This is a genomic window from Desulfofustis glycolicus DSM 9705 (assembly GCF_900130015.1).
Taxonomy (GTDB): domain Bacteria; phylum Desulfobacterota; class Desulfobulbia; order Desulfobulbales; family Desulfocapsaceae; genus Desulfofustis; species Desulfofustis glycolicus.
In genome coordinates this window covers 67,022-88,660 of the sequence record NZ_FQXS01000013.1, presented here as the reverse complement: position 1 = coordinate 88,660, position 21,639 = coordinate 67,022, and the positions used below count along the sequence as shown (strand labels likewise).

Here is a 21,639-nt window from a genome sequence, read left to right as displayed (position 1 = left end):
CTGACTTTCATTGTTCGTTGTGACGTACCCGTCATGAGGTGATATCCTAACACGCCAAGATATAATTTAAAACATGATATCAGAGCACTACCGAAGCCGGATCGATTCGGGCAACCGTATCCGGCGACGGCTCAGGGGGATCTCTTGAGGTGCCGGATTTCCCAATAGCGGTGCATGCCTGCGCTACGTTCACAATCCCGGGGTAACAACACCTTATCCAGCACCCGGCAGTCAAAGGCCTGGTTGATCGATTCATCAAGAGTTGCGGTGCGAAAACTCATGGTGAACAATAGCTGGCCATCGGGTTGGAGCCGGCACATGGCCAGACGAATCAGCTCGCTTGACTGGTGGCCGAGGTCCCTTGTTTCACTCCGTTTCCCCGAAATCGAGATGCCCGACCGAATATTGAGGTAAATCAGGTCATGGCTGCTTTCATCCCGCTCGAGCCAGGAGCGTGGGTCGGCGATAACGACCCGGTGGTGCTGCGGATAGATACCGTTGAGCGCAAAATTCCCACCAACCAGCTCCTGTTGCTCTCCGTCGCTGACAACAGTGGTGCTCCGACAGGCGCCACCAAGGATAGCCTGCACCGTCGCCGCTCCGGACTGATCGGCACAATTGAGAAAGGACTTGCCGCTAGCGGTGGCCCGCAGCCGCAGACGAACCGAGCGTTGATCGAGAGAAAGTCCGGGCCCGCCGGTGGCCGAGAAGTCGAGAAGGAAAGACGCCCCGTCCTCTGCGACCTCGAATCGTTTCGCCGCTTTCTTCCGCTTGCCCTGACGATCTCCCTGCTCGCTCCGCCGCCCCGTTCGGTGGAGAAAGAGACGATCGCGGCCAACCGACAGCAGTTCCCGGACAACCGTTCTTACCGTAACCCATCGTTTTTCCGCTGTATCCTGATCAATAGCCCCGGAGCGCGAGAACTCTCTGATATAAACCCACTTTCGGTACAACTCGATAACCACATTGTAGTCCGGAAGATCACGATCATAGACCCGAAAACATTCCAGATTCTGCTCTTTCGCCCAGCCCAGCCGCCTGCCCAGGTTTTTCTTCAATCGATCCGCTAGATCTCTGCCGACCACAAGATCGTCCGTCGATCCGATCTGCCAGGAGAACCTCGGTCCCGATCCGGAAACCCGGCCGACGAAAAGACCGCAGGCCAGCGGTCCGTTGTACAGACGTCGGGTTTCGTGCCAGGCAATCTGTACCAGGTCCGCATATTCCGGTACTCCGGTGAACAGTGCCACCTGCCACCCTGCGAATCTCGCACGCAAACGATTGCCAAGAAAACGGTAAAGATACCGTACGTGTTGTTTATCCGATACGCGTTCACCATAAGGTGGGTTGCAGACCAGCAACCCGACCGATTCCGTTGGCTGTAAACGGCTGAGCTCTTGCACCTGGAGGACGATTCTGTCTTCCAGGCCCGCCCGCGCGATGTTTTCCCGGGCCGCTGAGATTATCTTCTCGTCCGCATCGTATCCAATAATTGGTGGCCAGGGTCGCTCCTGAGCGGCCTGCTCGCGTTCAACTGCTTCCTCGATGAGGTGTTGCCAGAGGCGCTCGTCGTGTCCGAGCCAGTTGGTCAATCCGAAGTAGGCCCGATCCAGCCCCGGTGCGGAATCGGCCAGCTGCAACGCCGCCTCGATCAACAAGGTACCGGACCCGCACAGCGGATCGAGCAGAGGTGTGTCGCCGGACCAACCACTCAGCGCGATAATGGCCGCCGCAAGGCTTTCCTTGAGCGGGGCGATGCCGCCGCTCGCACGGTAGCCACGCCGGTGCAGGCTCTCTCCCGACAGATCCACGGCCAGAGTGGCAGAGGACCCACGAAGATGCACGGCCAGCCTGACGTCCGGGCGTCTCGGCTGGACATCCGGTCGCAGACCGCTTTGTTCTCGAAACCGATCCACCACGGCGTCTTTGACCCGAAGCGCGGCAAACTTGCTGTGCCCGATCGGTGCCCCGGCGGAAAGCGAGCAGTCTACGGCAAACCGGCTCTCCACCGACAAGTGTTCCTCCCAACGAACAAGCCGGGCCTTTTCGTAGAGGTCGTCCGCCGAACCGATTTCGAACCGATCGACGACGAGCAACACCCGCGACGCAAAGCGCGACCAGAGGCAGGCTCGATAACCGCTCTCCAACATGCCTGACCACTGAACTGCACCGACACTCGTTGCCGGCCCCCGGCCGCCCCACCGGACCACCTCTTCCGCCACCAGCGACTCGAGACCACCGGCGCAGGTCGCTATGAAATACACTGCCTGATTATCGATCATCGCCTGTTTTACTTCTCCTTCACACCCTTCGTTTTGACGGACAAAGCCGCTGTCTCATCCCTTTCTTGAAGGATCCTTGAGACGCTGAAAAGTACTTGACCTCTTGATGAATACGGCTAGAATAGAGTCTTCATGAGGGTGCACTCTGCACCACCCTTAACAGGGTACCAATCCGGTTACAACAGACAATCGACTACCGGTCCGTCGTCCGCGAAAAAACACCCAGAGGAAAGGTATGAAACAGCCCATTGCCAGGATTCTCGTCGTCGCTGCCGCCATTGCCCTGTTTGCCGTTTTTACCGGCGGATGCTCGAAAAAAGCAGTCATTCCGCCGACCGCCACCTCGGGCGGACAGATGTCTTCCGGAAAAGACATCAATTACCCGGAAGCTGAAGGCTATTCGGAAGCCAACCTGGCCGCCGAAGGCAATCTCGACGACACCAATATTTCCCACCTGGGGGGAATGGCTCTCGCCGCCGGAGAAAACAGTGAAGCGTCGGACGCATACAAGCGCCAACACGGACGGTCGTCAAACGGCCTGAGCCCGGTTTATTTCGATTTCGATCAGGCCTCCATCCGGGCCGATATGGCCGACCGAATGATTCAAAACGCCGACCTGCTCAAACAGGTCGGCAATCCCGTCATCATCGAAGGGAATTGCGACGACCGGGGAACCAAAGAATACAACCTCGCTTTGGGTGAAAAACGGGCGATCAACGCCCGTGACTACCTGGTCAATCTCGGCATCGATCCGGCTCGCATCCGGACCGTGAGCTACGGAGAAGAGCGACCACTCTTCGTCGAGCAGAACGAGTTTGCCTGGAGTCAAAATCGTCGCGTCGACTTTGCCATCAAGTAGAGAGAGGTTTGTCCCGTCTTCACCGCTAGAAGACGGGACAAACATTCTTATTCATCGGAGCGGACGACCGCCAGAATCGCCTCCAGTACCTGGTCGATCGATCGAGTCGACGTATCGATGACCCAGGCGTCGTCTGCTTTCTTCAATGGAGCAACGGCCCGTTCGCTATCCTGGCGATCTCTCCTGACCGTCATCTCCAACAGCGTTTTTTCATCAACCGTTTCGCCGCGCTCCCGCATCTGCAGTGCTCGCCGCCGAGCCCGGACAACGGAATCGGCATCGAGAAAGAATTTGTGACGTGCGCCGGGAAAGACAACGGTTCCGGTGTCCCGCCCCTCGGCAACAATCTTGCCACGCCGGCCTATTTCCCGTTGCATCTCGGTCAGTATGCACCGTACCGCCGGTACCGCCGAAACGGTTGATGCCCGCATCGACATCTCCGGTGTTCGGATCAGGGCGCCGACTCGCTCACCGTTGAGCAGCACATCCGTGTCATCGTTCTCGTCAGCTGCGGGCAGCAACTCGATGGTAACCCCGCTCAGAGCCCCCACGACTGCGTGCTCATCGGAACAGTCGATCCCCCTGTTGGCTAGAGACAGGGCAGCAGCCCGGTACATGGCGCCGGTGTCCAAATAGGTGTAACCGAGACGAGCAGCCAGTTTCCTGCTGATCGTCGATTTACCGACGCCCGCTGGGCCATCGATGGTAATCACCTCGACCGGTGGCTCAGGCATAGCCGCACTCCGCCAGGCAGCTCTGCAGTGTCTCAAGAAACCGACCGTTCTCAGCCGCTGTTCCGACATTGATCCGAATATAGTTGGGATAGCCATACGCCTTCATGGAGCGAACGATCACCCCCTGACGCAGCATCGCCTCGTAGAGCGTTGTTGCATCCCCACCCACATCGATCAGGAAAAAATTGGTCTGTGACGGAAAACTGCGACAACCGAGCCGCTCCACCCCGGCCATCAGTGTTTTTTTTCCTTCTTCGGTAATCCGCAAGGTTTCTTGATAAAAGAACTGATCCTGCAGTGCGGCGCTGGCCCCGACCAGGGCCAGTTGATTGACGTTGAACGGCTGTCGTACCTTGTGCAGGCAAGCGGCAACTTCCGGCGCCATTAAGCCGAAACCGACGCGAAGCCCAGCCAGGCCGTACGCCTTGGAAAAGGTTCGCAGGCTGACCACCCCGCATCGGCCGCTGCGAGGGGGGAGCAGGCTGGTCGTATCAATCCTCAGCGTTTCGTCCATGAAATCGACATAGGCCTCATCAAGCACGACCAGGATATGCTCCGGTAGCCGGTCAAGAAAATCGAGCAACCGGTGGCGCGGCAGATAGCTGCCGGTCGGATTGTTTGGGTTGTCCAGGAAAATCAGTTTTGTTCGCTCGCCGGCACGGTCGGAGATTGCCGCAAGGTCGTGGGACATGTTCGACAGCGCAACGACATGATTGACTCCTCCCCGTATCTGGACAAACTTTTGATACATCAAAAAGGACGGATGGCTGGTGATGACGTCGTCCCCGGGCTCGACAAAAGCCTTCACCAGGAACTCGATGATCTCGTTCGATCCGTTGCCTAGGACGACCTGTTCCGGCTCAACACCATAGTGTTCGGCAATCGCCCTGACCAGGTAATGACCAGACCCATCCGGATATCGGTGCAGGTTTTTCAGCGCCTTGCTGATCGCCCCGATGGCCAAAGGTGACGGGCCAAGCGGATTTTCGTTGGAAGCAAGCTTGATCGAGTTGCTGATTCCATATTCCCGCTCCAACTCTTCGATCGGTTTTCCGGGCGGATACGGGGTAATGGCAGCAATTGTGTCGGGAATTGATAGTTTCAAGGGTCAGCCTTGCAGGTAAAAGGAAAAGTGGGGAATTCTTCGATCTCGATCAGGTCGTCGGTCGCGGCATGATGGCGCGGTCAAGAGCCAGGTTCTCCTCCAGATTGTACGCCGCCCGGAGAAGCAGGCTTTCTCCAAAATGAGGCCCCTGCAACTGGATACCGATCGGCAAACCTTCTTCGCTCAATCCGCCCGGGACGGAAATACCCGGCAGACCGGCGAGATTGGTGGAGAGGGTGAAAATGTCTGACAAATACATAGCCAGTGGATCGTCGAGCTTACTCCCCCGCCGCCAGGCCGGCGTCGGCGTAACCGGTGAGATCAGCAGGTCGCACGATTGCCAGGCATTTTTAAAATCGTCCAGAATCAGAGTTCTGACCTGGGATGCCTTCTTGTAATAGGCATCATAATAGCCAGATGACAACGCATAGGTGCCGATCAGGATGCGTCGCTTCACTTCGGCACCGAAACCGGCCGAACGACTGTTCTTGTACAACTCGATCAGAGAATTTGCCTGTTCGTCGCGGTAGCCATAGGCAACCCCGTCATAACGGGCCAGGTTGGAGCTTGCCTCCGCCGGTGCGATGATATAATAGGCAGCGACACCGTAATCGATATGCGGCAGGGAGACATCGACGATCTCAGCTCCGGCCGAACGAAGGGCGGCAACACCGTTCATGACGACCTGCCGTACTTCCGGGTCGAGCTCCTCGGGAAAGAATTCCTGTGGCAGGCCAATACGCACGCCGCGCATTCCTGCAGCGCAAGCGGCCGAATAGTCTTCCACGGGCCGATCCACGGACGTCGAATCGCGTCGATCATGGCCGCTGATGGCCTGCATCATCACGGCACAATCCTGTACATCGCGGGTCAACGGACCGACTTGATCCAACGAGGATGCATAGGCGACGAGACCATAACGGGATACCCGGCCATAGGTCGGTTTCATCCCGACGATCCCGCAGAGTGATGCAGGTTGACGGATGGACCCACCGGTATCCGAACCAAGCGAGGCAAGCACTTCGCCGGCGGCGACGGACACCGCCGAGCCGCCTGATGAACCGCCGGCCACATACTCAAGGTTCCAGGGATTGGCGGGAACCTTGTAATAACAGGTTTCCGAAGTCGACCCCATGGCGAATTCGTCCATCGTAGTTTTGCCGACAATAACCCCTCCGGCACGAAGGATCATTTCAACAACCGTGGCGTCGTACGGCGGGACAAAGCCGGCCAGCATTTTCGAACCGCAGGTCGTCGGGAACGTTTTGGTGCACAGCAGATCCTTGACCGAAAGCGGAATACCGCACAATGGGCCGACACTTCCGGCGGCTCGCTGGCGATCGGCCTCATCGGCCTGGCTCAAGGCGATATCGGCATCGTGGGTAATAAATGCCGACACCGTCGGTTCAACTGCATTTATCCGCTCCAGGCAGCTTTGCGTCAATTCACGGGAGGAAAGATCCCGAGAGGCAAGGCGGGAGAGGGCCTGGGTGATTGTCAATTCGTATGGTTCCATGGTTTTTCTCGAGCAAAGCTGTCGCTGTGACTGTTCCTTCACCGCTTGCACACAGGGCCGTACCGGGTTACAAGACGCGGGGCACCATAAAGGATTCTTCGTTGTGTTGCGGCGCATTGGCCAACGCTTCACGCTGTGTCAGGGAGGGCTTGACCGCATCTTCCCGAAAGGCGTTTGTGACGGACAGTGCATGCGTGGTCGGTTCAACATCGCGGGTATCGAGCTCGTCGAGCTTGGCAACATAGGACAGAATCGTATCGAGTTGACCGGTCATTGTCTGCAACTCTTCCCGGCTCAGGTGCAACCGTGCCAGGTGGGCGACATGCTCCACCTCTTGTTGTGAAATTTTCATCGGTTTACTGTCACTGGTTTTTTTGGTTGAACACATCCAGAAACTGATCCGAGAACATACTGTGTTTCGGCGTATAATCAACAATATTTCTGGTGAAAAAATCAACGACTGTTCCGTCGAATTGGGAGCCGGAACAGCGCTGCAACTCGTCAATAGCAACTTGCATTGTCAGGTTTCGTCGATAATTGCGGCGGGATGTCATGGCGTCGTAACTGTCTACGACAATGATGATTTTGGTCAAATCATCTAGCTGTTCCCCGACCAGTCCGTCGGGATAGCCCGTTCCATCCATTCGTTCATGGTGGTGTCTGATGATGAACTGCTCACGCTCCATGAAGCCGAGCGGTTTGATGATATTTGCTCCGACCGCCGGATGTTTTTTTATCAGCGCCCATTCGTCCTCGTTCAGCTTTCCCGGCTTCTGGATACAGGAAAGATCAATCACCAGTTTGCCGATATCATGAAACTGGGCTGCTCGGCGCAGAACTACCAGTTCATGCCCGTCAAGCCCCATGGCGACACCGAGCATCATGGCATACTCGGTAACCCGCATGGTGTGGCCGACGGTATAGTAATCCTTTTCCTCCATCGCGTTCTGAAGGCTGGTCATCAGCTGAACCGTAGCATTTTCCAGGCTGTTGCTATACGACCGAAGCAGCTTGTTCTGTGCTTCGAGTTGCCGTGCTTTTTGCTGCACGTCTTCTTCAAGAGCCGCTTTATAGTGACGCTCCCGCAGCACGAACATTCTCTTTTCGATCGCCCGTCTGATCTTGACGTTGAAAATATCGAGATCCTCTATCGGTTTTGTCAGGAAATCATAGGCTCCGAGATTGATCGCCTTAATCGCGTAATCCATCGAACCGGCCCCGGTCAGGAAGAGCACCGGTATATCATGGCCCTTCCCGTTGAGCGCGGTAATCGTCTGAAAACCGTCCATGTCAGGCATATTGATATCAAGGATGACGACATCGAAGGAATCGTCGACAAGTTGAACGGCGGCCGTTCCCCCGTCTGCAGCAACAACCTGGTGCCCGAACATTTCCAGGATCTTCGACACGGTGCTACGCACCATGGCGTCGTCGTCAGCGATCAGTATTTTCGTCTGCCGTTCGGTCACACCAGCCCGCCTCCTTTTTTCAATCGGCCAACCACGAACACTGTGCCGACGATACGTACCTTTTCAGGCAGTGAAATAAACCATGGCCACGCCCACATCATGCTATCATAAAACCCACATGACTGAAAGTCACAACAAGCACTGAAGAGGGGCGTCGTGCCGCCGGCAGAACCGACCAACCCTGGAAAACTGTTTTTCATAAAAAAAGGCTGTATTCCCCAAAAGGAAAATACAGCCTTCTCGGCAGGCAGGAGAGATTAAGCCAGGTTCACATCGGGACGATCAGCTTATTCGTCTCCTCGTTCCAGGTTACGACCAAATACCAGATCAACAGGAAGGCGGCAATCAGCAGCAGTGTCGGGCCGTGCCCCATGACATCGGGAAGATACACATATTTACCGAGCATACCTTCGCCCTCCCAATCATGATCTCGCAGCCAGGCGGTCAAGACTGATGTCGACAGCGCGAAAAAGGGTACAACGATCATCAACTTGACCTGCCCTTCCCCAACGCGCCACAGAGTACCGGAACCACAGCCGCCGGCAAACATCGCGCCGACACCAAAGATAAAACCACCGACAACGGCGCCCCAACCGAACGTTCCGCGAACATAATGCATGGGATTGAGCACTGCGTAACCATCCGCCCTGAGAGGGAGGGCATACTTGAGAACGGCGGCGCCAATAGCGACGACCATAATCGACAGCATCACCGATTTTGCCATGGTGCAGTCTCCGGTCATATGCGGTTCACGAAAACCTTGCACCATACACCAGCGCCCACGCTGCATAGTGTATCCGAGTGCCGCCGCTATCAAGATAACCCCGCCGAGCATGGCAACATAATCACTATCTTCGTTGGCCGAATAGCCATATGCCTTGTAGACCAGGTAGACGATGGCGCCAAGACCCAACAGAGAAATTATTGCCTTGGGGAATTCGATGGTGCGGGCGCCGCCGTCTCCCCAACTGATATGTTCCATTTCCAGATAAATGAGCTTCAATCCAAGAACAACGCCGAAAACGAGGCCCACCATCATCGCAAACCCATTGGCGGCGAGATTGCCGATGGCGTTATAGAAGCCGCCTACATTACATCCCCCGGCGAGCGAAGCACCGATACCCATCAGAATACCGGCTATTACCGCCTTGACCATTTCCCTATATGGAGGGATACGCAGGGCGAATTCTTTACCGAGACAAGCGGAAACAAAAGCGCCGAGGACAAAACCAATACCGATCACGGAGCCTGAATCGACCAGGATCGACCGAGGCGCTTCGTAGTAGTACCAGAAAACACCTGCTTCCGTGTTAAACAGGGAGGCAAGTCCATACATCATCCAGTCCCCCCAGTTCCTCAGGGCCCCAACAGCCCCCCAAGGACGCCACCAGGCCATAATCAAAACAGAAAAGAAACCGACTAAAATACCGGTAATCGTAGGATTCCATTCTGACTGACAGAATGCCTTGTACAGGCCTTTCAGCTTCGTCACGACAACGCTCTGTTCACTCATACCCACCTCCTGAAAACACAGTTAATGTAAAGGCAATCAACGCTGAAATGTTTACCTTTGCTGTCGCGTTTTGTCAATAACTCGAAAGCTTGGCAGTACTCTGTTTTTCCGTTGATTTTTCGTCTCTCTTTTGCTTTGATAAAACTATTTATTGGTATTTGTCCGATACCAGGAACACCCGGCTCAGCAAGGAGTTGAGGCTTGTTTTCCAGTCCCGGTCATTCGCAGGACAGGATAAAGAGGACCATCAGAAGATGAATCATTATCAGGAGGTTTGCCATGAGTGATGTTAAACAGGTTGCTGCCGACGTAACCGCCGATTCCGTTCTTGATGCGAAAGGCTTGAGTTGTCCTATGCCGCTTCTTCGCACAAAAAAAGAGATAGGTAAATTGAAAAGCGGTCAGGTTCTGCAGGTCGATGGCACCGACCCGGGTTCGCGAAACGATATTCCCGGTTGGTGCGACCGAGCCGGGCATGAATATCTAGGTGAAAAAGAAGGTGCCGGTTTTTTTAGTTTTTTTGTCAAGAAAGGGTAGTTCGACAGATACGTTTGTTGGGCTTACCGGTCGCCCGGACCCCTGTTCCGTAAAGCAGGGGTCCGTTTTTGTTGTACATCCACAAACTGGGTAACCAGCCAACAGGAGGCTACCGATGGCTAAAAGTCTAGGTATTTTCGTAAGTGATCCCAACTGCCTTCAACACGTGATAGGCGTGACCAAGGCCGCCAAAGCAAAAGGTTCCAAGGTTAAGATATTTTTCACCTGGACCGCCACGCACAACTCCAAGGACAAGGCCTTTCCGGAACTGTGTGCGTTGGCCGACGATGTTTCCATTTGTGTCGATAGTTACAAGAAACAAGGCTACGACATCAGTGACGTTCCGCAAGGACTCACCGAGAAAAAAATGGCTACACAGGCGCAACATGGCATTATTATTGAAGATTACGACTGCTATCTCAGTTTCTAGGAGGGGTCATGGAATACAAGAAAGCCTTGTTTATGTATCGTAACAAAGACTATGCTGTTGACGGTATCCGTTCGGCCCTCGGTCTGGCCGTTGAGAACATGTACAGCTATGGAGTCGTCATGGATTGTGAGATTGAAAAACTTGACGAACACAACATGGAAAGCATAGAGATGCTTCGTGATATGGAGGGTGAAGTTTATACCACAGTTCCGGCTAATCAGGAAAAAAACGGTTTTGAATTGCTCACACTTGAGGAGGTGGGAGAAAAACTGCGAGAAATGGACATTATCATTCCTTACGGCCTGAAATAGCAAGGAGACATCATGAAAATACTCAATATTTACAAATCTCAGCCGGATGAAACCGTTAAAAAACTGGTTGAAATAGTAAGCCGTGATCGTGACAGCGAATCGTTCGACCTGACTGTCGATAACCCGGATTACGACGCCCTGGTCGATAAAATTTTTGCCGCCGACCAAACCATTTGCTGGTGGTAATAACCTTTTTTTCTGGGGGGCGAGTCGGTAGCCTTATCTATCCGAGTCGCCTCCTCCTTCCCCTATTGCTCCCCTTTTACCCTTCATTCCGTTCAGATATTTGACAACACAGTCGTACAAATCCGGGCGCATCCGTTGGATAGCAGAACGGTCTTCGCCTTTGATAACCCGATTTGTCAAGAGGACCACGATGAGTTGTCTTACCGGGTCTATCCAAAAAGACGTTCCGGTAAAACCAAGGTGACCAAAGCTTTCTGGCGAAAAATACCTGCCGCTGCTCGATTTTCCCGGCGTCGGCAATTGAAAACCTCTCGACCAGTCTGCTGGGCCAACCCGCTCACAGGCCCGGCGGAATATTTTTCTACTGATCGGTAAGACGGTTTCTTTTCCGCTATACAGCGCCAACAGTTCTTCTGTCAGCCGCAGTACAGCTGCCGATGTACCGAACAAGCCTGCATGGCCGCAAACGCCACCCAGCAAGCGGCAATTGTCGTCGTGAACCCTGCCCGCCAGTTGTTGTCTGGTCGTTCCACAAGGACCGGTTGGTGCATAGATTTTATCTGTGTGCCTGTCCGTACCGGTGAAAAAAAGTTCGTCCTCAAGGCCCATCGTTCTTGCTATCGTAGTCGACCAATAGGTATCAAGCGATTGCCCCGTTACGGTTTCGACAATAAACCCTAACAACAAATATCCCAAATCACTATATTCAACGGAACCACAAGAATGATGCTCGACCGTTTCCCTTAAAATTTCACCAAGAAGCCACTCTTTTCTTCGTTTCGGCGTAACCTCGGATAACCCTTTCCAGTAGTCACGATGAGCCGGCAGCCCCGATGAATGACTGACCAGCATTTCGATACTGACTCGCGAAAGAGATTCACTGCACCCTCTCTGAAAAACGTTTTTCACCCTATCACTCCACTTCACTGTCCCCTTATCGATAAGATGAAGCAGACAGAGAAGCGTTACCAGTGGTTTCGTCAGTGAAGCAAGATCAAATATCGTTCGCGTTCCGTCTGAGAAATTTTTATTATCTCCATTATATTCAACAGTTATTCTGTTTTTTTGATTATTTCCACTGTTTCGGAAACAAAGAGAAACGCTGGCAGCCGAAAAAACACCTTTATTATAGTAAGTTAAAATCTTTTCACGGAGTATTTCCCGGAAAGCGTCTTTATCTACTGTAGTCATCTTCAATAATTGATTATTTTATTGATATTTTTCTATTTTTCCACTAGATTAAGGGCGAGGTTGGCAAGGCATTCTGATGTAAGAAAAAATTTATCTTTCCCGCTTTTCAACAAGCGATCAACACGTCATGTCGATATCGTGTGAAAACTTGGCTGAAAGTCTTGTTTACAAGGCGCTTTGAACAAAAACCACTTTTTTTTACACCCTTAATTATCAACAGAAAAGACAATTATTACAATAATATATATAAATATTTAACAGATCAACGTCCTTTGTAATAACAAAAAAAAAATTATAAAAGATAAGGGAACAGACATGAGCCTGAAATGCACCGTCCAGAAGGATGACTTCATTGAAGGATTGTCCGTTTTGCAAAACGTGACAAACAAAAGGGGTACGCTGGCAATTTTATCGAATATCCTGATAGAGGCTACAACAAATGGCCTGGTTTTGACAGGGACAGATCTGGAGGTCGGTTTGCAGATATTTGTGCCGGCGGAAGTGGATGCCATCGGGTCTTTGACGCTGCCATCGAAAAAAATATATGAGATCGTCAGAGAGTCAGGTTCAGCTTCCCTGGTAATAGAAGAAACGGAGAACAGTTGGGTTACTATCTCCGCCGGAAAAAGCGTTTACAATCTCGCAGGTATTCAGAGCGAGGAGTATCCCGCCTTTCCCGAGTACGATGAAGAAGGCCTTGTTCCATTGGAAGCACCTGTTTTCCTCGATCTAATCGACAAGGTAATATTCTCAATAGCCGGTGAGCAGGAGAATATTTATTCGCTGACTTCAGTCCTTATCGAAAAAGAAAAAATTGATTCCGTATCGTACCTGCGCATGATTTCTTCGGACGGACATCGCCTCTCCATAATGGAGAAGGATGTTGCTGTCGACGTCGATCATCTCGGGATAGAGGATATTACTCTGATCCCGAAGAAAGGGATTCAGGAATTGCGAAAGTTCTGCGAAAACAGAGATACCATTGATGTTTCCTTCAGCCGAAAACAACTCGTTGTCAAGGACAAGCGGGCGGTTATGGTGGTTCGTTTGAAACATGGAGAGTTCCCCCACTACCGGGCTATCGTCCAAGCAGTTCCTATGGATAACTGTATAAAAATAAACAGACTGCTGTTCCTCGAATCCCTGAAACGAATAAATCTTTTCACCGAAGACGTCTTTCATACCATTCAGTTGCGGATAGAAGGAGAAACGATGGTGCTTTCTTCTCAAAATGCAGATATTGGCAACGCTAAAGATGAATTGAAAGTGACTTACGACGGTGAGCCCCTTACCCTGGGTTTTAATTGCCGTTACTTCATCGAGACCCTGCAGGTAATGGAATGTGAAGAGGTGGAGGCGTACATCAATTCAGAGAACAGCCCTTGTTTGATGAGATCGGCACTGGATAAAGGTTTCACCAGCATCATCATGCCGATGCAATTATAGAGGACCATAAAAGAAGGTCGGATATAACTAAGCGGAATGTCCGTTCAAAGCATGATGAACGACAATGCGATTCGGCGGATTTATTAGACAAACCCTTCTCATCTAAAAAAAACGGTTGTTTGGTATACACGTTTTTCAACGTGGCCATGCAAACGGAACTACCAGCCGACCTCGCTGTTAAAAAAGCGCTCATTGTTCAGCCAGTCCCGTGGAATCAAGCGTATTAAATCTTTCAGTAAAAAAGATAACAGCTCGTTAAGAAAAGGAAAAAAAGCGTGATAGAAGAAAAAACCAGTAGTTACGATGCCGGACAAATCAAGGTTCTGGACGGATTGGAAGCGGTTCGTAAGAGACCTTCCATGTATATAGGCAATACCGCCGTCGAGGGGCTACACCACCTAATCTGGGAAGTTGTCGATAACAGTATCGACGAGGCACTTGCCGGCTATTGTCAGAGAATTCGCGTTACCATTCTCGAGGATAATTCAGTTAGAGTCGAAGATGATGGGCGCGGTATCCCGGTTGATATTCATCCGACCGAAAAGGTACCAGCTCTGGAACTGGTAATGACGACATTGCATGCAGGTGGGAAATTCGATCATTCCTCTTACAAGGTTTCAGGAGGCTTACACGGTGTTGGTGTATCGGTGGTTAACGCCCTGTCCGAAGAAGCTGTTGCTGAAGTTCGCCGTGATGGGAAAATTTATCGACAGTCTTATCGATATGGACAAAAAGTCAGTGAACTTGAGGTCGTCGGAACAAGTGAAAAGACCGGAACAACCATCCTTTTCAAATCAGATCCGCATATTTTCACTGAAACCAGGGTCTATGATTATGAAACGGTGAAAAGCAGACTTCGCGAACTTGCTTTTCTTAATAAAGACGTACGTTTATATCTCAAAGACGAACGGAGCGGTGAAGAAGATAAATTTCATGCATCCGGCGGCGTCATATCTTATGTGCAGTGGCTCAACCGCAATAGAACCCCGGTTTTCAGCGACCCCATTTTTCTGACCGGCGAAAAAGATATGGTTGAGGTTGAAATATCCTTTCAATATTTCGACGGCTATTCAGAACGGCTTTTCTCCTTCGTCAACAATATCAACACCCGGGAAGGAGGAACACACGTGGCTGGCTTTCGCGCTGCCCTGACCAAGTGTATCAATCGATATGCCAGTGACGATATAGTTCCTAAAAACCTTAAGGAAAAGATGGGCGGCGACGACGTCCGTGAAGGGCTTACTTGTGTCATTTCAGTTCGGGTGCCCAATCCGCAGTTCGAAGGTCAGACCAAAACCAAATTGGGCAATTCAGAAGTCAAGTGGATAGTTGAATCAATCTGCAACGATAAGTTGACTATTTTTCTCGAACAAAACCCAAATATTGCTAAAAGAATTCTATCAAAGGTAGTAGACGCCGCTCGGGCTAGAGAGGCGGCAAAAAAGGCGCGGGATCTGTCTCGAAAAAAGGGTTCTACGAGTCTGCTTATGGCCGGAAAACTCGCAGAGTGTCAGGAGAAAGATCCAAAAAAGCGAGAAATTTTTATAGTTGAGGGTGATTCTGCCGGCGGTTCCGCAAAACAGGGGAGAGATCGTGCTATTCAAGCAATTTTACCCCTCCGCGGCAAGATTATGAATGTCGAAAAGGCCCGGTTCGATAAAATTCTCAATAGTGAAGAAATAAAGCAATTGATAGCAGCTCTTGGATGTGGCATCGGAAAAGATGATTTTGATCCTGAAAGGCTCCGTTATCACAAGATCATCATCATGACCGACGCCGATGTAGACGGTGCACATATACGAACCTTGTTGCTCACATTTTTTTATAGGCAAATGCTGCCGTTGATCCAGGGAGGGCATGTCTATATAGGTCAGCCGCCATTATTCAGAATCGGTAAAGGCAAGAGCGAACAATACTTCCTCGATGAAGACCAACTCAATAATTATCTGTTTACTCAGGCAAGCCAGAAGATGAGTGTTATAGTAAGCAACCAGGATAAATCGATTTTTACAGACGATCAATTGGTTGAAACTCTCAGGAAATTGTCTGTTTTTGAGAGAATTGTCGCTTTCCTCGAACGAATGAATATCACTGAAGCGCTTCTTGTTTATATGCTGGAGAAAGGAATTCGGAAAGCCGACCAATTTACCGAGAAAGAATTCGTTGAAGGAATTTCAGACAATTTGTCAGCTGACAAGACCATGATAGTGGGAGCAATAAGGGCTTGTCGCTGGAGAGCCGATTGTTATGAACTCGACGTTGCGCTTAAGGATAAAGCCCAGGTTACAACGACGATTGGTCCGCAAATTCCCCTGATAAACGAGTATCGTTCGGCATTACATCTCTTTGAGTCCATCAGTGCGTTACTCGATAAAACCTTTTCCATCAGGGAAAAGGGAAGAGAAGATGGCGGAACTGAGAAACAGGCTCGAAATTGGAAAGAAATGCTAGAAATCGTTCGAAATGAATCATTTAAAGGAAGTCATTTGCAGCGATATAAGGGTCTCGGTGAGATGAACCCGAACCAGTTATGGGAAACAACAATGAATCCCAGCAACAGAAGGTTGCTTCAGGTACAGATCCAGGATGCTGAAGAGGCGGATGAAATGTTTACCACCCTGATGGGGGACAAGGTTGAGCCCCGGAGAGAATTTATCCAGAATCACGCCCTGGAAGTAACGGAACTCGATATCTAAATTCAGCCACCGCCAATGGCGGGACCTGGTGCCCTTCTTTATTATCCTAAAACATCCTATTGAAAAGAATGAATGACACACTGCTGAGCACAGGCGAACAGCCGACGATCTCAATCGAAAAAGAATTAAAGAAATCATACCTTGACTATGCCATGAGCGTCATCGTCGGAAGGGCTTTGCCCGATGTTCGTGACGGCTTGAAGCCAGTTCACCGACGCGTTCTTTTTGCCATGCGTGAACTCGGAGTTTTCTTTAATAGACCCTATGTCAAATCGGCAAGAATTGTCGGTGATGTGATTGGTAAGTATCACCCGCATGGAGACACAGCCGCCTACGACACCCTGGTTCGCATGGCACAGCCGTTTTCCATGAGATACCCGCTTGTTGATGGGCAGGGCAACTTCGGTTCACTCGATGGCGATTCAGCCGCCGCGATGCGGTATACGGAGGCAAGGATGACCCGGATCGACCGGGAAATCGTGGCTGACCTCGAGAAAGATACGATCGACTACATTCAAAATTATGACAATTCGTTACTGGAACCATCGGTTATGCCCAGCAAAATCCCAAATCTGCTGGTCAACGGGTCCTCCGGCATTGCTGTCGGGATGGCAACCAATATCCCGCCGCACAATTTAACTGAGGTCATTGATGCACTTATCGCGTTGATTGACGACCCCAACATGACGGTTCATCAGTTATTCAGCATTATCCCCGGGCCTGATTTTCCAACCGGTGGACTGATTTGTGGACGAGCCGGTATTAGAGAAGCGTATGAAACCGGGAAAGGCGTTATCGTGATGAGGGCTAAAACCTCAATTGAAAAGCTTGATAATGGCCGCAGAGAAAATATTATCGTTGAAGAGATTCCCTATCAACAAAACAAGGCGGTGCTTGTCGAGAAAATAGCGGAGTTGATCAAAGAGAAGAAATTGACCGCTATTTCAGAGATACGTGACGAATCGGACAGACAGGGTCTGCGCATCGTTATGGAGTTGAAAAAGGATGAAATGGCGGAAGTTGTTATCAATCAACTTTACAAAATGACGCCGATGCAGAGATCTTTCGGCATCATTTTTCTTGCTATTGTCAATAATCGACCGGAAGTACTCAATCTTAAGCAGATGCTGGAATACTTTATCCAACATCGAAGAGCAGTTGTCTATAGACGTACCGCTTTTGAATTAAAGAAAGCTGAAGAACGGGCCCACATTCTGGAAGGGCTTAATGTTGCAATCAGCAACCTTGACGATGTTGTAAATCTTATAAAAGCAGCACGTAACCCGAGCGAAGCGAAAGAACAACTGATTGCCAGCTACCAATTAACAGAGATCCAGGCCCAGACCATCCTCGACATGCGGTTGCAGCGCTTAACGGGTCTCGAACGTGAGAAAATAGTAGAAGAGTATGCTGCGATTTTAAAGGAAATATCAAGGCTCAAAGAGCTTCTTGCTGACGAGTCGCTGATCATGGCCTTGATCAAATCTGAATTTGTAGAAATAAAAGAAACCTACGGAGACGAGAGAAGAACTGAAATAGTCGATGCGGTTGATGAAATCCTTCCGGAGGATCTTATTTCCCCAGAATTTATGGCGGTGACCGTCACTCATTCCGGCTATATAAAACGTAACCCGGTCAGCCTTTATCGATCACAGAGCCGTGGAGGCAAGGGGGTTCGCGGAGTAACAAATATTGACGAAGACTTTGTTTCGCACATTTATGTTGCTTCAACGCTCGACACATTTCTTTTTTTCACCAACTACGGAAAAGTTTTTTGGCGAAAAGTCTATCAATTACCTTTGGTTGGACGGTCTGCCAGGGGGAAGGCTATCGTCAACCTTCTTGAATTGACTGAAGGGGAAAAAGTGGCAGCAATTCTGCCTATTTCTTCTTTTGATAACGATAACGGAACAAAAAGTATTTTGATGGTTACCAGGCTTGGACGGGTGAAAAAAACCAGTTTACTGGAATTTAGCAGACCGTTGAGAAAAGGGAAGCGGGCGCTGACTATCAATGATGGAGACGAGATTATCAGTGCCCACGTGTTGAATGGAAATGACACCATTTTTATGATATCGCGCCGCGGAATATCCATTCACTTCAAAGAAACCGATATTCGTGAAATGGGACGAACAGCTGCCGGAGTCAAAGGGATGACTCTTATGTCCGGAGATTACTTGGTTGGAGCCAATGTACTTGAAGAAGGCAGTGAAAAAACCATACTCACCGTCACTGCCAACGGATACGGAAAGCGCAGTTTTATTGGCGATTATCGCCTGCAACGCCGTGGTGGAAAAGGTATTCTGGCAATTCGGCCAAGTGATCGTAATGGCGATATTATTGGCAGTCAAATAGTGGACGATAACCAGGAGATAATCTTGATTGCCGACTCGGGAAAAATGATCCGTATGCCGGCGACCGATATGCGGGTTATCGGAAGAACAACGCAGGGTGTCCGCTTAATCAACCTGGAAGAAGGAGAACGGGTTGTTGGCATGGATGTAGTTGAGCGTGAAGCTGAAGATGACGAGAAAAATGACGAAAATTTCTGACGGAAAACCTATCGTAGCTGTAATCGGGGCCGGTTCATGGGGCACAGCGCTCGCACGTCTTCTGTCTGAAAAGGGTATTGAAACGAGACTATGGGGGCACCGTCACGACCACTTACAAAGAATACTGGCACACCATGAAAATAAACAATACTTGCCGGGGTTTTTACTTCCGAAAAACCTGAGAGTCTGCGCCACGATAAAGGAAGCGATCGCAACGGCAACCGTCATTTGTATCGTTGTTCCTTCTCATGTTTATCGGGAAACATTTCATAAGATCCTTGACCAACTGATACCCGGTAACGTCAGATTACCGATATTTGTTTCCGCCACCAAGGGAATAGAAAACGAATCCCTGCAGACGATGAACCAAGTCATGCAGGAATGTCTGGAAAGCCGTCAAATAAGAGCATATACAGCGATTCTCTCGGGACCTTCTTTTGCACGGGAGGTTGCCGCAAAAGTACCTACGGCAATTACCATAGGAAGCACGGACGAACGGGTCGCCAAAGAGCTTCAGGAGCTCTTCAGTACCGATTATTTTCGCGTTTACACCAGCCATGATGTAATCGGTCTGGAAATCAGTGCCGCATTAAAAAATATCATAGCCATTGCCGCAGGGATCTGTGACGGACTTGCGTTCGGAAGCAACGCTCGAGCTGCCTTGATAACCCGTGGGCTCGCCGAGATGACTCGTCTCGGAAAAGCACTTGGTGCTGAAGAAAAGACGTTCTACGGACTTAGCGGACTCGGTGATTTGGTACTGACCTGTACCGGTGCTTTGAGTCGTAATCGACACGTCGGACTGGAGTTGGGAAAAGGCAAGAGTATCGATCAAATTTTAAAAAATATGTCGATGGTAGCAGAGGGTGTAAAGACTACCAAGTCGGTTTATCGATTGGTGCGGCGTCTGCGGATAGAAATGCCTATATTGGAACAGGTTTACCAGATCATCTATGAAGGAAAGGATTGTGCCACTGCCGTTAAAGACCTGCTCGATCGCGACCTCAAGCAAGAATAAAAATTACGGCATAAAGGGAGCTTGAAAAATTCGGAATTTCGTTCAAGATAGAGGCGCCCAAGAAAATTTTACCACTGTAGCCTTTTGCAAAACTTAGATTTTCGTTCATAATCAAGGCATGCGAAAAATTTTACCACAGGCATATAGTTGATATTCCCAGGATAAAATTTTGAGCATAACGCAGAGTTTGGGCGAAAAGATTGTTTTGCAAATGGCTCACTGGCTTATACCATGATATTCCGTGGATAAAATGTCGTTGTTGCGCAACGAGCAGCTTGGGCGGAATGACAATTTTTCAAGGTTCTCTTTACGTGTTTGCAGAGATGGTCGATAAAGCCTTAAAGCAAGAGGATCGCGAAAATAAAACTGCGCAAACGGGCCGTAACTTCAATCAGACCAGTCATTGCCCTCAAATTCACTATGATCCGGTTGCGGCGGCAACAATTCCCTCATTCTCGTTTCAATCCACTTCATTACTTTAGGAAACTCCATAGCGAGTTCAGCCAGTACTTTTCCTCGGTGGCTGACCATGTTTTTTTCTTCGAGGGTTAACTCTGCAAACGTTTTGCCCAGTGGTTCGAAGAAAAACAACGGATCATAGCCAAAACCGCCGGTTCCCCTTGGTTGATCGAGGATGACACCCTCGCAGGATGCTTCGTAGGTCAAGGCCGGGCCGGAGGGGACTGCGATAGATAGTACACAGACAAAAGCAGCCTTTCTGTCCTGTTCGGTACCGAGTTCAAGCAGGAGTTTTCTGCAATTTTCTTCGTCTGTCGCGTTTTCACCAGCGTAGCGAGCCGAAAAAACTCCAGGTTTGCCACCAAGGGCGGCGACTATCAATCCGGAATCGTCGGCCATAGCCGGCAAACCGAGTACTTTGGCATAATGGAGGGCCTTTTTGTAGGCATTATCATCGAATGTCTCGCCGTCCTCGACCACTCCTGGAAGGGGGCCGAAATCGGATAAGCTTTTTATTTCTACCGGAAAATCTTTAAGAACGTGTTGAATTTCGAGAACTTTGTTCTTGTTCGACGTGGCCAAAACGATAATGTAAAACATTAGAAACCTCTTTTTTTCTGATCTGTTTCTTCAGCCTGTTGTCGTAGCGTTCCTGCTCACTGTAGATGCAGCCGCAATAGGGTTGACGGTATAAACCGAGGGAAAGTGATTCGTCTATTCCCTGTTGCCAACCAGACCTGAAGTCGTGGTAGTCAAAGGTGAGGTGATACTGTTTTGCGAGTCTCTCAGCTTGGTTTACAAGCTCCTGGTGGCGTTGATATCTGCTATAAAGAAGTGTTGTTGATACCGCAGTGAACTCCAGCGCAGTGGCGCGCTGAAAGGTCTTTTCAAGGCGGGTGTGGTAGCAGATGGTGCAGCGTCTCTGTTCTTGAAAGACGACTGCCCGTAGAAACGATCTCAGACCGTAATCACGTTCAAGCACATACGGGTAACAACGACTTTCAGCAAGAGAAACAAAGGTATCGAGCCTCTTTTTAAACTCTTTGAACGGGTGAATATTCGGGTTAAAAAAATAGCAAGTAAACGGTATCTGCCTATCGGCGAGTACTCTGGCGGGATAGAGAAGGCAAGGAGCACAACAGACATGGAGAAAGAGGGTCATTGCCGATCACCGAGATGGAGCGATACACGGAGCGGTCTGCCCTACAAATCGATGGCAGAAATGGCAGAATATTCGATGCCAAAAGAACCGAGGAAACCTCTGCAATGAAATCGATACTTGCCATAAACATGAAAGCAAAGGGATGATATAACTCATCGTGATTTTTAGCGTAC

The 21,639-nt window shown here is 50.2% G+C and carries 19 protein-coding genes; 9 read left to right on the top strand and 10 right to left on the bottom strand.

The annotated features are described in order from the left end of the window. Positions 1-131 precede the first annotated feature (131 nt). Positions 132-2,282: a bifunctional 23S rRNA (guanine(2069)-N(7))-methyltransferase RlmK/23S rRNA (guanine(2445)-N(2))-methyltransferase RlmL gene (gene rlmKL, locus BUC26_RS11820; protein WP_073376261.1), complete on the bottom strand. Its 2,151-nt coding sequence runs from the start codon at positions 2,280-2,282 to the stop codon at positions 132-134. Positions 2,283-2,517: 235 nt separating this feature from the next. Between rlmKL and BUC26_RS23890 the strand changes: the two genes are divergently transcribed. Continuing rightward, a complete protein-coding gene (locus BUC26_RS23890; RefSeq protein WP_073376259.1) occupies positions 2,518-3,141 on the top strand; it encodes an OmpA family protein in 624 nt (207 codons plus the stop codon). A 47-nt stretch (positions 3,142-3,188) separates the two neighbouring features. Here the strand turns inward: BUC26_RS23890 and cmk are convergent, their stop codons facing one another. The 6 genes from cmk to BUC26_RS11785 form a co-directional block, all read right to left on the bottom strand. Continuing rightward, entirely contained in the window at positions 3,189-3,875 is a 687-nt protein-coding gene (cmk, locus tag BUC26_RS11810; RefSeq protein WP_073376257.1) for a (d)CMP kinase, read from the bottom strand. Then, positions 3,868-4,980, bottom strand: coding sequence for a histidinol-phosphate transaminase (gene hisC / locus BUC26_RS11805; RefSeq protein ID WP_073376255.1), 1,113 nt, complete (start codon positions 4,978-4,980; stop codon positions 3,868-3,870). The genes cmk and hisC overlap by 8 nt, the downstream gene beginning before the upstream one ends. Positions 4,981-5,029: 49 nt before the next feature. Next, positions 5,030-6,496 (bottom strand): Asp-tRNA(Asn)/Glu-tRNA(Gln) amidotransferase subunit GatA, encoded by a 1,467-nt coding sequence (gatA, locus tag BUC26_RS11800; protein ID WP_073376253.1) that lies wholly within the window; start codon positions 6,494-6,496, stop codon positions 5,030-5,032. A 67-nt stretch (positions 6,497-6,563) separates the two neighbouring features. Then, positions 6,564-6,848 (bottom strand): Asp-tRNA(Asn)/Glu-tRNA(Gln) amidotransferase subunit GatC, encoded by a 285-nt coding sequence (gene gatC / locus BUC26_RS11795; protein WP_073376251.1) that lies wholly within the window; start codon positions 6,846-6,848, stop codon positions 6,564-6,566. 10 nt (positions 6,849-6,858) lie between these two features. Then, positions 6,859-7,965 (bottom strand): HD domain-containing phosphohydrolase, encoded by a 1,107-nt coding sequence (locus tag BUC26_RS11790; protein ID WP_073376249.1) that lies wholly within the window; start codon positions 7,963-7,965, stop codon positions 6,859-6,861. Between the two features lie 268 nt (positions 7,966-8,233). After that, positions 8,234-9,478 (bottom strand): YeeE/YedE thiosulfate transporter family protein, encoded by a 1,245-nt coding sequence (locus BUC26_RS11785; RefSeq protein WP_073376247.1) that lies wholly within the window; start codon positions 9,476-9,478, stop codon positions 8,234-8,236. Positions 9,479-9,757: 279 nt separating this feature from the next. Here BUC26_RS11785 and BUC26_RS11780 point away from each other — a divergent pair, with 279 nt between their 5' ends. The 4 genes from BUC26_RS11780 (at position 9,758) to BUC26_RS23750 (ending at position 10,942) form a co-directional block, all read left to right on the top strand. Beyond that, positions 9,758-10,015: a sulfurtransferase TusA family protein gene (locus tag BUC26_RS11780; protein WP_073376245.1), complete on the top strand. Its 258-nt coding sequence runs from the start codon at positions 9,758-9,760 to the stop codon at positions 10,013-10,015. Between the two features lie 115 nt (positions 10,016-10,130). Beyond that, positions 10,131-10,445 (top strand): peroxiredoxin, encoded by a 315-nt coding sequence (locus tag BUC26_RS11775; RefSeq protein WP_073376243.1) that lies wholly within the window; start codon positions 10,131-10,133, stop codon positions 10,443-10,445. Between the two features lie 8 nt (positions 10,446-10,453). Then, positions 10,454-10,756 carry a hypothetical protein gene (locus BUC26_RS11770; RefSeq protein ID WP_073376241.1) on the top strand — a complete coding sequence of 101 codons (303 nt, stop codon included), beginning with the start codon at positions 10,454-10,456 and terminating at the stop codon, positions 10,754-10,756. 12 nt (positions 10,757-10,768) lie between these two features. After that, a complete protein-coding gene (locus BUC26_RS23750; protein ID WP_167369261.1) occupies positions 10,769-10,942 on the top strand; it encodes a hypothetical protein in 174 nt (57 codons plus the stop codon). 33 nt (positions 10,943-10,975) lie between these two features. Here the strand turns inward: BUC26_RS23750 and BUC26_RS11765 are convergent, their stop codons facing one another. Further along, on the bottom strand, positions 10,976-12,133 hold the full coding sequence (locus BUC26_RS11765; RefSeq protein WP_143165992.1) for a serine hydrolase domain-containing protein: 1,158 nt from the start codon (positions 12,131-12,133) through the stop codon (positions 10,976-10,978). A gap of 315 nt (positions 12,134-12,448) precedes the next feature. On the opposite strand from BUC26_RS11765, the gene dnaN reads away from it, so the two are divergent. The 4 genes from dnaN to BUC26_RS11745 all read left to right on the top strand — a co-directional run bounded on the left by dnaN (position 12,449) and on the right by BUC26_RS11745 (position 19,845). Then, complete coding sequence (dnaN, locus tag BUC26_RS11760) at positions 12,449-13,579, top strand: DNA polymerase III subunit beta (protein WP_073376237.1); 1,131 nt, start codon at positions 12,449-12,451, stop codon at positions 13,577-13,579. Positions 13,580-13,854: 275 nt separating this feature from the next. Continuing rightward, a complete protein-coding gene (gyrB, locus tag BUC26_RS11755; RefSeq protein ID WP_425267079.1) occupies positions 13,855-16,275 on the top strand; it encodes a DNA topoisomerase (ATP-hydrolyzing) subunit B in 2,421 nt (806 codons plus the stop codon). A 68-nt stretch (positions 16,276-16,343) separates the two neighbouring features. Continuing rightward, on the top strand, positions 16,344-18,827 hold the full coding sequence (gene gyrA / locus BUC26_RS11750; protein WP_073376235.1) for a DNA gyrase subunit A: 2,484 nt from the start codon (positions 16,344-16,346) through the stop codon (positions 18,825-18,827). Then, positions 18,811-19,845, top strand: a complete 1,035-nt coding sequence (locus BUC26_RS11745) for an NAD(P)H-dependent glycerol-3-phosphate dehydrogenase (RefSeq protein WP_073376329.1) — start codon at positions 18,811-18,813, stop codon at positions 19,843-19,845. The genes gyrA and BUC26_RS11745 overlap by 17 nt, the downstream gene beginning before the upstream one ends. Before the next feature lie 387 nt (positions 19,846-20,232). Here the strand turns inward: BUC26_RS11745 and BUC26_RS11740 are convergent, their stop codons facing one another. Both BUC26_RS11740 and BUC26_RS11735 read right to left on the bottom strand, forming a co-directional pair. After that, positions 20,233-20,904 (bottom strand): XTP/dITP diphosphatase, encoded by a 672-nt coding sequence (locus BUC26_RS11740; RefSeq protein ID WP_073376233.1) that lies wholly within the window; start codon positions 20,902-20,904, stop codon positions 20,233-20,235. Continuing rightward, positions 20,837-21,466 carry an epoxyqueuosine reductase QueH gene (locus tag BUC26_RS11735; RefSeq protein WP_073376231.1) on the bottom strand — a complete coding sequence of 210 codons (630 nt, stop codon included), beginning with the start codon at positions 21,464-21,466 and terminating at the stop codon, positions 20,837-20,839. Before BUC26_RS11735 ends, BUC26_RS11740 begins: the two co-directional genes overlap by 68 nt. Positions 21,467-21,639: the final 173 nt, after the last annotated feature.